The sequence below is a fragment of the Agromyces badenianii genome, assembly GCF_003070885.1.
GTDB lineage: Bacteria > Actinomycetota > Actinomycetes > Actinomycetales > Microbacteriaceae > Agromyces > Agromyces badenianii.
The window spans coordinates 1,382,839-1,397,064 of sequence record NZ_CP028913.1 but is presented as its reverse complement, the minus strand read 5'-3'; the positions used below and the strand labels follow the sequence as shown (position 1 = coordinate 1,397,064).

General features: G+C 69.5%; 16 protein-coding genes. 6 read left to right on the top strand and 10 right to left on the bottom strand.

The genetic code is table 11. The features are described from left to right. Position 1: 1 nt before the first annotated feature. The 6 genes from ybeY to hrcA form a co-directional block, all read right to left on the bottom strand. Complete coding sequence (gene ybeY / locus DCE93_RS06670) at positions 2 to 463, bottom strand: rRNA maturation RNase YbeY (protein WP_108595194.1); 462 nt, start codon at positions 461 to 463, stop codon at positions 2 to 4. Between the two features lie 22 nt (positions 464 to 485). After that, on the bottom strand, positions 486 to 1,502 hold the full coding sequence (locus tag DCE93_RS06665) for a PhoH family protein (protein ID WP_235825293.1): 1,017 nt from the start codon (positions 1,500 to 1,502) through the stop codon (positions 486 to 488). A gap of 109 nt (positions 1,503 to 1,611) precedes the next feature. Continuing rightward, a complete protein-coding gene (locus DCE93_RS06660; RefSeq protein ID WP_108595192.1) occupies positions 1,612 to 1,974 on the bottom strand; it encodes an HIT domain-containing protein in 363 nt (120 codons plus the stop codon). A gap of 24 nt (positions 1,975 to 1,998) precedes the next feature. Continuing rightward, the gene (locus DCE93_RS06655; protein ID WP_108595191.1) at positions 1,999 to 2,733 is read right to left on the bottom strand and encodes a 16S rRNA (uracil(1498)-N(3))-methyltransferase; all 735 of its coding nucleotides are present in this window, start codon (positions 2,731 to 2,733) and stop codon (positions 1,999 to 2,001) included. Between the two features lie 12 nt (positions 2,734 to 2,745). Next, a complete protein-coding gene (dnaJ, locus tag DCE93_RS06650; RefSeq protein WP_108595190.1) occupies positions 2,746 to 3,846 on the bottom strand; it encodes a molecular chaperone DnaJ in 1,101 nt (366 codons plus the stop codon). A 55-nt stretch (positions 3,847 to 3,901) separates the two neighbouring features. Further along, the gene (gene hrcA, locus DCE93_RS06645) at positions 3,902 to 4,924 is read right to left on the bottom strand and encodes a heat-inducible transcriptional repressor HrcA (RefSeq protein WP_108596637.1); all 1,023 of its coding nucleotides are present in this window, start codon (positions 4,922 to 4,924) and stop codon (positions 3,902 to 3,904) included. A gap of 191 nt (positions 4,925 to 5,115) precedes the next feature. Here hrcA and DCE93_RS06640 point away from each other — a divergent pair, with 191 nt between their 5' ends. Next, positions 5,116 to 5,529 (top strand): DUF4870 domain-containing protein, encoded by a 414-nt coding sequence (locus tag DCE93_RS06640; RefSeq protein WP_108595189.1) that lies wholly within the window; start codon positions 5,116 to 5,118, stop codon positions 5,527 to 5,529. A gap of 137 nt (positions 5,530 to 5,666) precedes the next feature. Next, the gene (locus DCE93_RS06635) at positions 5,667 to 6,047 is read left to right on the top strand and encodes a DUF4870 domain-containing protein (protein ID WP_108595188.1); all 381 of its coding nucleotides are present in this window, start codon (positions 5,667 to 5,669) and stop codon (positions 6,045 to 6,047) included. Here DCE93_RS06635 and hemW read toward each other — a convergent pair. The 3 genes from hemW to lepA all read right to left on the bottom strand — a co-directional run bounded on the left by hemW (position 6,031) and on the right by lepA (position 9,933). Then, positions 6,031 to 7,281, bottom strand: a complete 1,251-nt coding sequence (hemW, locus tag DCE93_RS06630; RefSeq protein ID WP_108595187.1) for a radical SAM family heme chaperone HemW — start codon at positions 7,279 to 7,281, stop codon at positions 6,031 to 6,033. The genes DCE93_RS06635 and hemW overlap by 17 nt on opposite strands. A gap of 2 nt (positions 7,282 to 7,283) precedes the next feature. Continuing rightward, on the bottom strand, positions 7,284 to 7,922 hold the full coding sequence (locus tag DCE93_RS06625) for a DUF1990 family protein (RefSeq protein WP_108595186.1): 639 nt from the start codon (positions 7,920 to 7,922) through the stop codon (positions 7,284 to 7,286). Between the two features lie 157 nt (positions 7,923 to 8,079). Continuing rightward, positions 8,080 to 9,933 (bottom strand): translation elongation factor 4, encoded by a 1,854-nt coding sequence (gene lepA, locus DCE93_RS06620; protein ID WP_108595185.1) that lies wholly within the window; start codon positions 9,931 to 9,933, stop codon positions 8,080 to 8,082. Between the two features lie 80 nt (positions 9,934 to 10,013). Here lepA and DCE93_RS06615 point away from each other — a divergent pair, with 80 nt between their 5' ends. From DCE93_RS06615 to rpsT, 4 genes are all read left to right on the top strand, one after another. Next, entirely contained in the window at positions 10,014 to 11,285 is a 1,272-nt protein-coding gene (locus DCE93_RS06615; RefSeq protein ID WP_108595184.1) for a sensor histidine kinase, read from the top strand. Beyond that, positions 11,282 to 11,905: a response regulator gene (locus DCE93_RS06610; protein ID WP_108595183.1), complete on the top strand. Its 624-nt coding sequence runs from the start codon at positions 11,282 to 11,284 to the stop codon at positions 11,903 to 11,905. Before DCE93_RS06615 ends, DCE93_RS06610 begins: the two co-directional genes overlap by 4 nt. A gap of 3 nt (positions 11,906 to 11,908) precedes the next feature. Continuing rightward, entirely contained in the window at positions 11,909 to 12,721 is an 813-nt protein-coding gene (locus DCE93_RS06605; RefSeq protein WP_108595182.1) for an alpha/beta fold hydrolase, read from the top strand. Positions 12,722 to 12,839: 118 nt separating this feature from the next. Further along, positions 12,840 to 13,100: a 30S ribosomal protein S20 gene (gene rpsT / locus DCE93_RS06600; protein ID WP_108595181.1), complete on the top strand. Its 261-nt coding sequence runs from the start codon at positions 12,840 to 12,842 to the stop codon at positions 13,098 to 13,100. Positions 13,101 to 13,165: 65 nt separating this feature from the next. On the opposite strand, the gene holA is transcribed toward rpsT, so the two are convergent. Further along, complete coding sequence (holA, locus tag DCE93_RS06595; RefSeq protein ID WP_108595180.1) at positions 13,166 to 14,224, bottom strand: DNA polymerase III subunit delta; 1,059 nt, start codon at positions 14,222 to 14,224, stop codon at positions 13,166 to 13,168. Between the last annotated feature and the right edge of the window lie 2 nt (positions 14,225 to 14,226).

Below are 14,226 nucleotides of genomic sequence, written 5' to 3'. Positions count from 1 at the left end.
GTCAGCGGCGCCGCTCCTGCATGGAGAATCCGACCAGGATGTCGCGCTGGATGCCGAACATCTCTTTCTCCTCCGCCGGCTCGGCGTGGTCGAAGCCGAGCAGGTGCAGGATGCCGTGGGCCGTCAGGAGCAGCAGTTCGTCGGTGAGCGGATGCCCCGCGGTGCGGGCCTGCGCTTCGGCCACCTGCGGGCAGAGCACGATGTCGCCGAGCAGGCCGGGCGATGTCGGTGACTCTTCGGTGCCCGGCCGCAGCTCGTCCATCGGGAAGCTCAGCACGTCGGTCGGGCCGGGCTCGTCCATCCACTGCACGTGCAGCTGTTCCATGGCGCCTTCGTCGACGAGCACGATCGCGAGCTCGGCGTCGGGATGCACGTGCATCGCGTCGAGCGCGTACACCGCCAGTCGCTGGATGGCGGCCTCATCGACCTCGATCGTCGATTCGTTGTTGATCTCGATGCTCACGCCGTGAACCTCTCCGTCTCGTTCACTTCGACTTGCGCGGCAGGTGGTCGCGCGGGCCCTGGTGGCCGCGCCGTTCGGCGCGGTTGGCGAACTCGCGCGCCTGATCGCGTTCGAATCGCTGCGCCTGCTGGCGCTGGTCGTACTCGGTGTAGGCGTCGACGATGCGGCCGACGAGTGTGTGCCGCACGACGTCGTCGCTCGTGAGGCGCACGAACTCGATGTCGTCGACGTGGTCGAGGATGCGCGTCACGAGCCGGAGTCCGCTCGCGCCGGTGGGCAGGTCGACCTGGGTGATGTCACCCGTGACGACCATCTGCGAACCGAAGCCGAGGCGGGTGAGGAACATCTTCATCTGCTCGGGCGTCGTGTTCTGCGCCTCATCGAGGACGACGAACGAGTCGTTGAGGGTGCGACCGCGCATGTAGGCGAGCGGGGCGACCTCGACGGTGCCGGAGGCGAGCAGCTTCGGCACGAGCTCGGGGTCCATCATCTCGTTGAGCGCGTCGTAGAGCGGCCGAAGGTACGGGTCGATCTTGTCGGTGAGCGTGCCGGGCAGGAATCCGAGGCGCTCCCCCGCCTCGACCGCCGGCCTCGTCAGGATGATGCGGCTGACCTCTTTGCGCTGCAGCGCCTGCACGGCCTTGGCCATGGCGAGGTAGGTCTTGCCGGTGCCGGCCGGGCCGATGCCGAACACGATGGTGTGCTCGTCGATCGCGTCGACGTATCGGCGCTGGCCCTCGGTCTTCGGCCGGATCGTCTTGCCTCGGCTCGAGACGATGACCTGCCCGAGCAGTTCGGACGGTTTGGCATTGGGATCGGCGTCGAGCATGCGTGCCGAGCTCCTCACTTCGGTCGGGGTGGGGTCCTGCCCGCTGCGGACGAGCTCGAGCAGTTCTTCGATCAGGCGTCGCACGTGCATGCGACCGTCGGCGTCGCCTCGAATCGCGATCTCGTTGCCGCGCACGTGCACCTGCACGCCCGGGTATTCGCGTTGCACCTGTGTGAGCAGGCGATCCTGCGGTCCGAGCAACCGCACCATGGCGATGCCGTCGATGCTCAGCCGCTCCTCGTCTGCTGGAGCGGTCTGGGAGGACGCGCCGACCTCGTCGGCCTGCGCGGCCTGCGCGGCCGCGCCATCGCCGATCGGGTCACTCTCCGGCAAGCGTGGCCTCCTCGAGACCGCCCGCAAGCACGTGCGCATGCACATGGAAGACGGTCTGACCGGCGGTCGCGCCGGTGTTGAAGACGAGCCGGAACTCGCCGTCGGCGAGTTCTGCGGCGATGTCGTGCGCCACTTCGACGAGTTCGGCGAGGAGATCGGGGTCGCCGGCGGCGAGTTCGACGACGTCTCGGTACTCCCCCGACTTCGGGGTCACGACGACATGCACGGGCGCTTTCGGCGCGATGTCGTGGAACGCGATGACGCGGTCGGTCTCCGCGACCAGCCGCGCGGGGATCTCACGGGCGGCGATGCGCTCGAAGACGGTCGGTTCTGCGCGGGAGTCGGTCATTCCTCCATCGTAGCGACGGATGCCTCACCACCGCCCGAGTGCCGCATTCAGCACGGCGATCGCGGCTGGGCCGGCCGTCGAGGTGCGCAGCACGGATGCTCCGAGCCGCACCGGTTCGGCGCCGGCGGCGGTGAGCTGCTCGAGCTCCGCCGGTGAGATGCCGCCCTCGGGGCCGACGACGAGCGCCAGATCGCGCCCATCGGGCCGCAGCTCGGTCAGCGTCGCCGTTGCGGTCGGCTCGAGCAGCAGCATCCGCTGGCCTTCGAGTCGGTCTGGGAGCTGTGCGGTCGTGGTGACCGGTGCGACGGCGGGCAGCCACGCGCGGATGGACTGCTTGACCGCTTCGCGGACGATGCTCGCCCAGCGGAGCCGGCCCTTCTCGGCCTTCGGCCCCTCCCATCGGGAGACGGAACGGCTCGCCGCCCACGGCACGATCGCATCGACGCCGAGCTCGGTGGCCGCCTGCACCGCGAGTTCGTCGCGGTCGCCCTTCGCGAGCGCCTGCACGAGCGTGATGCGCGGCACCGGCTGCTCGTGCACGATCACCTCGTCGACCGTGAGTTCGAGTTCGCGCGTTCCGGTCGAGGCGACGACGCCGTGCACGAGCGCGCCGTGTCCGTCGCCGATCGCGATGCGCTCGCCGGCTCGCACCCTCGACACGGTGACGGCGTGACGCGCCTCGTCGCCGGTGAGCGTGACGGTGCCGCCGGGCACGACTGCGGCCAGGTCGAGGGACTCGTCGAGGTAGAGGTGGCTCACCGGGGCTCCGACCTAGCCGAGGAACCGGTCGCGCAGGCGGGCGAAGATGCCCTGCTGGAAGTGGCTGAGCTCGGGCGCCGGCGACTTCTTCGAGGCTGCGAACTGGTGCATGAGGTCGCGTTCCTTCGACGAGAGCTTGGTGGGCGTGATGACCTGCACGCCGACCTTGAGGTCTCCGCGACCGGTGCCGCGCAGTCTCGAGACGCCCCGGTCTTTCACGGTGAGGATCTCGCCGCTCTGGAGTCCGGCCTTGAGTTCGAGCTCGACATCGCCGTCGAGTGCGGGGATGGTGGCCGTCGTGCCGAGGATCGCGTCGGTCATCGACACCTCGAGGGTGCACAGCAGGTCGTCGCCGTGTCGGCTGAAGACCTCGTGGTTCTTGACCTTGATCTCGAGGTACAGGTCGCCGTTGGGTCCGCCGGCGGGGCCCGCCTCGCCCGACCCGGGCATCTGCAGTCGCACACCCGTGTCGACTCCCGCGGGGATGTCGACCGGCACGGTGCGTCGGGCGCGCACTCGGCCCTGGCCCTGGCAGGTCACGCACGGCGTCGCGATGACCGTGCCGTAGCCGCGGCAGGTGCCGCACGGGCTGGAGGTCATGACGTTGCCGAGCAGCGACCGCACCGAGCGCTGGATCGAGCCCGTACCGTGGCAGATGTCGCAGGTGACGGGCGAGGTGCCCGGCTGGCAGCACGATCCGTGGCAGGTCTCGCACGTCACTGCGGTGTCGACCTCGATGTCGCGGTGCGTGCCGAAGATCACCTCGTCGAGGCCGACCTCGACCCTGATCAGCGCGTCTTGGCCCCGCTCGCGACGCGATCGCGGGCCCCGGCTCTGCTGGCCGGCACCGAAGAAGGTCTCGAAGATGTCGCCGAAGCCGCCGAAGTTCTGCCCACCGCCGAACCCGCCCTGGCCGCCGAGATCGTACTGCTCGCGCTGCCGGGGGTCGGAGAGCACGTCGTAGGCGTGCGTGACCTCCTTGAAGCGCTCGGATGCCTCGGCGCCGGGGTTGACGTCGGGGTGCAGTTCGCGCGCGAGACGGCGGTAGGCCTTCTTGATCTCGTCGGGGGTGGCGTCATGGGAGACGCCGAGGACCTCGTAGTGGTCGGCCACGGAGGGCTTGTCCTTTCGATTGCCGGATGCCGGTCGGATGCGACGGGCGGCGGGTTCAGCTCTCGCCGAGCGTGCGGGAGAGGTAGCGAGCAACGGCGCGAACGGCCGCCATGCTGTTGGAGTAGTCCATGCGGGTGGGGCCGACGATGCCGAGCCTCGAGATGTCGCGACCCGGGATCGCGAAGGCGCTCGAGACGACGGAGGTCTCACCGAGGCCGAACGAGGCGTTCTCGCGGCCGATGCGCACGGTGACGGCGTGCTCGTCGGTGGCCATCTCGCCGAAGAGCCTCAGCAGCACCACCTGCTCTTCGATCGCCTCGATGACCCCGAGGATCGAGCCGGCGAAGTCCTGCTCGGTGCGCACGAGGTTCGCCGCACCGGCCACGACGAGGCGGTCTTGGCGCTGAACCCTGGCCTGCTCGGCGAGCGTCACCGCGAGGGTGTGGAGCATCGCGGCGTGGTGCGGGTCGACGTTATCGATCTCGCCGGAGAGCGCCTCGGCGGCCTCGGCCATCGAGCGGCCACCGGCGATCTCGTTCAGGCGCGATCGCAGTGCCCCGAGCGTCTGCTCGTCGACCGGCTGCTCGAGCTCGGCGAGCCGCTGCTCGACCTGCCCGGAGTCGCTGATGAGGATGCAGAGCACTCGGTCGGGGGCGAGCGAGACGAGTTCGACGTGCCGCACGCGTGCGCTGCCGAAACTCGGGTACTGCACGACGGCGAGCTGATTGGTGAGCTGGGCGATGAGCCGCACGGTGCGGGCGAGCAGTTCGTCGAGGTCGCTCGACTCGCCGAGAAAGGTCTCGATGGCCTGCCGCTGCGCCGCGCTCATCGGGCGGATGTCGGTGAGCTGATCGACGAACACGCGATAGCCCTTGTCGGTGGGGATGCGGCCCGACGAGGTGTGCGGGGCGGCGATCAGCTCCTCCTCTTCGAGGAGGGCCATGTCGTTGCGGATCGTCGCCGCCGACACGCCGAAGGCGTGGCGTTCGACGATCGACTTCGAGCCCACGGGCTCGCGCGACGCGACGTAGTCCTGCACGATCGCGCGGAGCACGGCGAGGCTGCGTTCGGAGACCATGTCCATCGCTCCTCTCGCACTTAGCACTCGATCTGAGTGAGTGCTAATCATATCGCGACATCCCGTCACCTGCCCGTTGCAGGCTGCGGGGCGGCGGCGCTAGCTTATGGGTATCCCGCGAGTCACCCCCCGATAGGAATCTTCCTGTCGCGCGAGCGCGGTTCATCAGAGAACCCCGAAAGGCACGCACCATGACCGATCCGAACGCCCCTGCACCCGGCCAGAACGTTCCGCCGACGCCCCCGCAGCAGCCTGCAGCACCGCAGCCGGTCGCCGCTGCACCGCTCGCGCCCGAACAAGACGTGCAGTGGGGCTCGTTCGCGCACCTCGGCGGCATCCTGGGCTTCCTGCCCTCGCTCGTCATCTGGCTCGTCTTCAAAGACCGCGGCTCGTTCACGAACACCGAGGCGAAAGAGGCGCTGAACTTCCAGATCACGATCCTGATCGCCTACGTCGTGGGCTGGATCCTGACGTTCATCCTCATCGGCGTGTTCGTCGTCTGGGCGGCCTGGATCGTCAGCGTCGTCCTCTCGATCATCGCGTTCCTCCGGGCGAAGGAGGGGCAGCACTACCGCTACCCGTTCGCGATCCGCCTCATCAAGTAATTCGCAAGGAGCGGAGCGCGCCGGGAGATTTCCGCGCCCGGCGCGCTCTGCTGTGCCAGCATGAAAGTGTTCGAACATTCGCCCGTCGGGCGACGAGAACGAGAGTCGCCTCCGGGCGATCCGACCAAGGAGACATCATGTCCGACGCCACCCCGCCTCCCCCGCCGCCGAACCCCTACCAGCAGGGGGCCCAGCTCAGTCCTTCCGACGAGAAGCTCTGGGCGACGCTCATCCACATCGGCGGCATCTTCTTCAGCTTCATCCCCGCGCTGATCGGCTACCTGGTTCTGAAAGACCGGGGCCCGTTCGTGCGTGCGCACACCGCGACCGCGCTGAACTTCCAGATCACCATGGCGATCGCCTACCTGGTCAGCTACATCCTGTGGTTGGTCCTCATCGGTTGGCTCCTGACCATCGCGATCGGCATCGTCGTCATCGTCTTCAGCATCATCGCCGCGGTGAAGGCCAACCAGGGCCAGCCCTACGTCTACCCGCTCGCGATCAAGTTCGTGAGCTGAGTTCCGACGACTCGTCGAGCAGACGCCTGACCACGGCGTCAGCGAGGAGCCGCCCTGTTCTGGTGAGTGTCAACACTCCCGAGAGGGCGGCTTTCGCGTCGATGAGGCCGTCGGCGATGAGCCCCGCCACCGCATGGCGACCACCCGTGTGCAATGAGGCGATGTCGATGCCCTCGCGGATGCGGGTGAGCAGGAGCACCCGCTCGGTCTCCCGGGTCGGCGCATCGAGCACCTCGCGGCCGACCGCCGGCGAGACCGCCGCGGTGACCCGGTCGGCGTAGGCCGAGGGGTGCTTCGCATTCCACCAGCGCACGCCGCCGACGTGGCTGTGTGCACCGGGACCCACTCCCCACCAGTCGTCGCCCCGCCAGTAGCCGAGGTTGTGGCGCGAGCGGTGCGAGGCATCCCTCGCCCAATTGCTCACCTCGTACCATTCATAGCCCGCGGCGGCGAGCAGCTCGTCGGCCAGCTCGTACATGTCGGCCTCGAGGTCGTCTGACGGCGCGGCGAGCTCACCGCGCCGGATCTGCCGGGCGAGCTTGGTGCCGTCTTCGACGATGAGCGCGTAGGCGCTCAGGTGATCGGGTTCCTGCGCGAGGGCCTGGTCGAGACTCCGCCGCCAATCGACGAGCGACTCGCCCGGCGTGCCGTAGATCAGGTCGAGGCTGACGTCGAGGCCCGCGTCTCGCGCCCACCCGACGACGAGCGGCACCCGTGCCGGGTCGTGCGTGCGGTCGAGCGCGGCGAGCACGTGCGGCACGGCGGACTGCATGCCGAACGAGACGCGGGTGAAACCGCCTGCGGCCAGGCGAAGGAGATCATCGGGCCCGACCGAGTCGGGATTCGCCTCGGTCGTGACCTCGGCTCCCTGCTCGAAGCCGAACTCGTCGCGCACGGCGCCGAGCATGCGCACGAGGTCGTCGGCCGGCAGCAGGGTCGGCGTGCCGCCGCCGAAGAAGACCGTCGACGCCCGTCGGGCCGGCAGAGCGGATGCCTCGAGCACCTGCCGCGACATCCGGATCTCGGCGATCGCGTGGTCGGCGTAGTCGACCTGCCTGGCACCGCGGAGCTCATCGGAGGTGTAGGTGTTGAAGTCGCAGTAGCCGCAGCGCACCCGGCAGAACGGCACGTGGATGTACACGCCGAACGCACGATCCTCGGCTCCGACGGCGGCCGAGGCGGGCAGGAGTCCGTCGGCGGGCGCCGGGTCGCCGAGCGGCAGAGCGGATGCCACGGTTAGACGCCGCCGGCGGGGTGCAACGCACGCAGCTCGAGCTTCGTGAGCTCCCGCCGGCGCTTGCGCCGTGCCCCGGCGCCGATGCCAGACGTCGCGAGGATCGATCGGATCGTGAGCCACACCGTGTCATCGTCGCGGCGCTCGAGGATGAACGACTCCTCGCCGTTCTCGGGGCCGACGGCCGTCGTGCCGTAGGCGAATCCGATGCGATCGGGTTCGTCTACGACGTAGACGACGAGCACCGGCGTCGTCTCGCTGCCGAAGCGCCGCTTGCGCTCGAGCGTCGCGGTCATGCCGGCCGTGATGTACGGCGTGCCATCGGCGCCGAAGCGCTCTTCGGTGCGGGGGGCGGGCTGCTCGGTGAGCGGCGAACCGTCGGCACCGTAGACGATGCCGGGGTACTGCGCACCCGTGCCGGCCGAGACATCCGTCACTTCGAAGCCCGAGCCGCGCTGGATTCCCCACGTCATGAGCGATTCGGCCGCACGCTCGAAGCGCTCGACGCCCGAACCGAGCCGCACGGTGTCTTCGGCGGGCCGGTAGCCGGCCGGTGGGTAGCGCAGCAGATCGGGTGCGAGGGTCGCCCCGATGGCGCCGTAGGTGACCGACTGATCGGTGAAGGTGCTGCGTCGGGTCATCGGTGGGCCTTTCCTGTGGTGCTGCGCCGACCGTGCGCGCACCTCTGGCGAGTCATGCGTGCGGCAGGCATCCGTCGATTCTACGGACGTCACCTGTGATCGCTCTGCCGATCGGAACGCCGTGCCGAGCGTGACGACGCCTCGACTCGGGGTGCGGCTACTTCTTGTCTTTCTTCTCGGTGTCGCCCGAGAGCGCGGCGATGAACGCCTCTTGGGGAACCTCGACGCGGCCCACCATCTTCATGCGCTTCTTGCCCTCCTTCTGCTTCTCGAGGAGCTTGCGCTTGCGGCTGATGTCACCGCCGTAGCACTTGGCGAGCACGTCTTTGCGCATCGCGCGGATCGACTCGCGCGCGATGATGCGGGCACCGATCGCGGCCTGGATCGGCACCTCGAACTGCTGGCGCGGAATGAGCTCGCGGAGCCGCCCCGTCATGAGCACGCCGTAGGCGTACGCCTTGTCGCGGTGCACGATCGCGCTGAACGCGTCGACCTGCTCGCCCTGCAGCAGGATGTCGACCTTGACGAGGTCGGCCGCCTGGTCGCCCGTGGGCTCGTAGTCGAGCGAGGCGTAGCCTGCGGTCTTCGACTTCAGCTGGTCGAAGAAGTCGAAGACGATCTCGCCGAGCGGCATGTTGTAGCGGATCTCGACCCGGTCTTCGCCGAGGTACTCCATGCCGATGAGCGAGCCGCGGCGCGACTGGCAGAGCTCCATGATCGTGCCGACGTAGTCTTTCGGCGCGAGGATCGCCGCGCGCACCATGGGCTCGCGCACCTCCACGATCTTCGCTCCGGTCGGGAACTCGCTCGGGTTCGTGACCGTGACCGTCTTCTTGTCTTCGGTCGTGACCTCGTAGACCACCGACGGTGCGGTGGCGATGAGGTCGAGGCCGAACTCGCGCTGCAGGCGCTCGGTGACGATCTCGAGGTGCAGCAGGCCGAGGAATCCGCAGCGGAAGCCGAAGCCGAGCGCGACCGAGGTCTCGGGCTCGTAGACGAGCGCGGCATCCGACAGCTTCAGCTTGTCGAGCGCCTCGCGAAGCTCGGGGTAGTCGCTGCCGTCGATCGGGTAGAGACCCGAGAACACCATCGGCAGCGGCTCGGTGTAGCCGGGCAGCGCCTCGGTGGCGGGCTTCGCCGCGGTCGTGACGGTGTCGCCGACCTTCGACTGGCGCACGTCTTTCACACCGGTGATGAGGTAGCCGACCTCACCGACGCCGAGCCCCTTCGACGGGGTCGGCTCGGGCGAGCTCACGCCGATCTCGAGGATCTCGTGGGTCGCCTTCGTCGAGAGCATCTGGATGCGCTCGCGCGGGTTCAGGTGGCCATCGATCATGCGCACGTAGGTGACGACGCCGCGGTAGCTGTCGTACACCGAGTCGAAGATCATCGCCCGCGCCGGGGCATCCGCATTGCCGACCGGGGCCGGAATGCGCTCGACGACCCGGTCGAGCAGGTCTTCGACGCCGACGCCGGTCTTGCCCGAGACCTTCATCACGTCGTCGGGCGAGCCGCCGATGAGGTCGGCGAGTTCTTTCGCGTACTTCTCGGGGTCGGCGGCCGGCAGGTCGATCTTGTTCAGCACGGGGATGATCTCGAGGTCGTTCTCGAGCGCGAGGTAGAGGTTCGCGAGGGTCTGCGCCTCGATGCCCTGCGCCGCGTCGACGAGCAGGATCGCACCCTCGCAGGCTGCGAGCGAGCGGGAGACCTCATAGCTGAAGTCGACATGGCCGGGGGTGTCGATCATGTTGAGCGCATAGGAGGTGTCGCCCACCTGCCACGGCATGCGCACGGCCTGGCTCTTGATCGTGATGCCGCGCTCGCGCTCGATGTCCATGCGGTCGAGGTACTGCGCGCGCATGTCGCGGTCGCTCACCACGCCCGTGATGCCGAGCATGCGGTCGGCCAGCGTCGACTTGCCGTGGTCGATGTGCGCGATGATGCAGAAGTTGCGGATCAGCGCGGGGTCGGTGGCAGCGGGCACCGGCGGGTTCGTGGCTCTCGGGGACATCCTGTCGATTCTCCCATGACTTCGGTTCAGACTTTCGACGGATGCCCCGTGGCGAGCCTCCGGGCTACGCTCGGAGCACTATGGCGGTGATCGAACTCCCTCGCGGACGTGTGGCCCCATCGGCGCTGCTCCCGGTCTTCACGGCGCTCCGGCTCGGGCTGCATGTGCTCGTGGTCGGCCTCACGCTCTTCGTCGTGGTGCGCGCCCTGCTCGCGAACGCGCCGAACGAGGTCTCGGTGACGGTGCTCGCCGTCGCGTTCCTCGCCTGTTACGGCGCCGGCATCGCGGCCGCGCATCGGCACCTGCCCACGTGGGCGCGCATCGCCTGGCTCGTGAGCCTCCTGGTGCTGTGGGTCGCGATGTCGGCGCTCACGCCCGATGCCGCGTTCCTCGCCTTCCCGCTGTTCTTCCTCGAGCTGCACGTGCTCGCGGCGCCGATCGCCGTGCCCCTCGTGGTCGTCACCTTCGGCCTGTCGGTCTGGGGCACCGCGACGCACCTCGGCTTCGAGGTCGGCTCGATCCTCGGCCCGCTCATCAGCGCGGGCGTGGCCATCGTCATCGGCCTCGGGTACCGGGCCATGGCGCAGGAGACGCAGGAGCGTCAGGCCCTGATCCTCGACCTCATGGCGACCCGCGAGGAGCTCGCGGCCGCGAGCCGTGAGGCCGGCACCCTCGCCGAACGCGAACGCCTCGCCAAGGAGATCCACGACACCGTCGCGCAGGGGCTCTCGAGCATCCAGATGCTGCTGCACGCGGCGGAACGCGACGTCACCGACCCGCCGACGCAGGAGAAGCTGCGGCTCGCGCGCGAGACGGCTGCGCAGAACCTCGGCGAGACGCGCCGGTTCATCCGCGAGCTGGCGCCCCCGTCGCTCGATGCGCAGACGCTCCCGTCGGCGCTCCGCCGTCTCACCGAGGCGACGACCGAGCAGTCGACGCAGGCGGGTGCCCCGCTGAAGGTCGAGTTCACCACGAGCGGCGACCCGGTGCTGTTGCCGATGGCGACCGATGCGGCACTGCTGCGCATCGCCCAGGGATCGCTCGCGAACGTCTTGCAGCACGCGGAGGCGACTCGGGCATCGGTGACGCTGAGCTATCTCGGCGACGAGGTCGCCCTCGACGTGGTCGACGACGGGATCGGGTTCGCCGTCTCGCGAGTCCAGGGCGGCGACGGCGCGGGCGCCGGAGTGGGCCAAGGCGCCGACGGCCCGGCGTCTGGTGCGGCGGGCGGCGGGTTCGGGCTCCGAGCGATCCGGCAGCGTGCCGCAGCCCTCGGCGGCACGGTCGACATCGAGTCCTCGCCCGGTGACGGCACCGCGATCTCCGTGCGCATCCCGGTGGTGACCACGTGATCCGCCTGCTGCTCAGCGACGATCACCCCGTCGTGCGCGCGGGCATCCGCGCGATGCTCGAGAACGAACCGGGCCTCGAGGTCGTCGGCGAGGCGACGACGGCCGAAGACGCGGTGCGGCTGGCTGCGGCATCCGATGTCGATCTCGTGCTCATGGACCTGCAGTACCCCGGCGCGATGCAGGGCGCGGAGGCGACGCGGCGCATCCGTTCGCAGCCCGATTCACCCCGCGTGCTCGTGCTGACGAACTACGACACCGACGCCGACATCCTCGGCGCGATCGAGGCCGGGGCGAGCGGGTACCTGCTGAAGGATGCGCCGCCCGCCGAACTCATCGCCGCAGTGCAGGCCGCCGCGGTCGGCGACGCGGCGCTCGCGCCCGGCGTCTCGTCGCGCCTCGACGCCTCGCTGTCGAACGGCGAACGGCTGACGGTTCGCGAAGCTGAGGTGCTCTCGCTCGTCGCCGAAGGGCTCACGAATCGGGAGATCGGCCGGGCGCTCTTCCTCAGCGAAGCGACGGTGAAGTCGCATCTCGTGCACATCTTCACCAAGCTCGACGTCGGCTCGCGCACGGCGGCGGTGGCCCGGGCACGCGAACTGGGCGCGATCAGGGCGGGCTGACGGATGCCCCGCGCCCGCGTCGTGCTCGTGCACGGACTCCGCACCTCGTCGACGATGTGGCGCAGGCAGTTCGCCCTGCTCGGCGCACACGATCTCGACGTGGTCGCCATCGACCTGCCCGGTCACGGAACCCGGATCGGCGAACCCTTCTCGATCGAGGCGGGGCTGCGCGAGATCGACGCGGCGCTGAACCCCGACGAGACCGGCGAGGCCGTGCCGCGACTCCTGGTGGGCCTCAGCCTCGGCGGGTACCTCTCGATCGAGTTCGCCGCACGCCATCCCGGCCGCCTCGACGGACTCGTGGCGGCGGCGTGCAGCACCCGGCCGCGCGGTGCATCGTTGGGCGGGTACCGCCGACTCGCCGCGATCATCGGCCGACTGCCCGATCGCGGGCGCCGGCTCAACGACGCGATGGCCCGGCTCCTCCTCGCACCAGAGGCCGCCGACGACGTGCTCGCGGGCGGCGTCGCGCTCGACGTGATGGCTCCCGTGCTCGACGCGGTGGGCCGGCTCGACCCCGAGGCAGCGCTCTCGAGGATCGACGTGCCGGTCTGGCTCGTGAACGGCCGCTTCGACCACTTCCGCTTCGAGGAGCGCCGGATGCTGCGCGCGACCCGCGACGGCCGCCTCGTGATCGTGCCTCGTGCGACGCATCTCGTGAGCCTCATCCGGCCCGAGGACTTCGCGGCGATCGTGCTCGGCGCCATCGCCGAGCTCCAACGACGCGCCGCTCGCCGTCGTAGCGGTCGCGGATCCGGCGACGCGGCGCCCGCCGACCACCGCGCAGACCCGCGCGTTGGTCACGCCCGCACATAGCTGGTATCGTTGCCTGTTGGCTTGCGTGTGGGTCCCACCCCGCACGATTCGCCGGTGAGGCCCCTCTACCTCTCCCGGCACATCCGGTACCCGCACAAGAACGAAAGACGAACTCCACGTGGCAAACATCAAGTCGCAGATCAAGCGCATCCGCACGAACCTCAAGGCGCAGGAGCGCAACAAGGCCGTGAAGAGCGAGCTGAAGACCGTCATCCGCACCGCGAAGGACGCGATCTCGGGGGGCGACAAGGAGAAGGCGACGACCGCACTCCGCGCTGCGACCCGCAAGCTCGACAAGGCCGCCAGCAAGGGCGTCATCCACAAGAACCAGGCCGCGAACCGCAAGTCGGCTCTCGCGAAGCAGGTCGCCGCGCTCTGACGCGACACGCACTCGACGAAGGCCCCGGCACGGATGTGCCGGGGCCTTCGTGTTGCCAGCTCGGACTATGAACCGTCGCGGCCGCGCGAGGAGATGACCCCGACGAGGCGCTCGAGGGCGAAGACCGGATCGCGTTCGGCGCCCTTCACCGCGGCATCGGTGGCCGCGAGTGCTTCGATCGCCCGGCCGAGCCCCTCATCGCTCCAACCCGCGAGATCACGCCGAGCGCGATCGACCTGCCACGGCGCGAGGCTGAGGGATGCCGCGAGCTGCGCACCCCCGCCCCGTGTGCCTGACACCTTGGCCATGGTGCGCACCTTCATCGCGAATGCGGCGACCATGGGCACGGGATCGGCGCCGCTGTCGAGCGCGTGCCGGAGGGCGATGAGCGCCTCGCCGTGACGACCCGCGATGGCGGCGTCGGCCACCGCGAACGCGTTGGTCTCGACCCGGCCGCCGTAGTAGCGGGCGACGACGGCCTCGGTGATGTCGGACGGCGCGTCGGCGAGCAGCTGACGGCATGCCGCCGAGAGCTCGCGAAGGTCGTCGCTGAATGCGCCGACGAGCGCGCGCAGCGCAGCGGGGTTGATCTTGCGCCCGGCCGCGCGGAACTCCGCGGCCGCGAACTCTTGCTTCTCGGCGTCTTTCTTGAGCTCTGCGCACACGACCTCGACGCCGGCCCCGCCACCGGCACGCACCGCGTCGAGGAGCTTCTTGCCACGCACCCCGCTGCGGTGCCGCAGCACGAGCGTCGTGGACTCGGCCGTCTGCTCGAGATAGTCGAGCGCGTCGAGCAGGAAGTCGTCGCTCGCCCGCTCGACGCCGTTCACCCGGATGAGCCGGGGCTCGCCGAACAGCGACGGGCTCGCGAGCGTCAGGAGTTCGCCGCGTCGATAGCCGTCGGCTTCGAGATCGCTCACCTCGAGGGCGGGGTCTTCGGCACGCAGGAAGTCGCGAAGCATCGTGATCGACCGCTCGGCGAGCACGTCTTCGGCACCCGAGACGAGCACCACCGGCGCCGGCCGGATCGCGTGCCAGGCGAGCTGCGGAATGGCCACCTTCGCCTTGGGCGAGGCCCCCGAGCGCGATGCGCTGGTGCGCGTTGAGCTTGTGCGCGATGCCACCG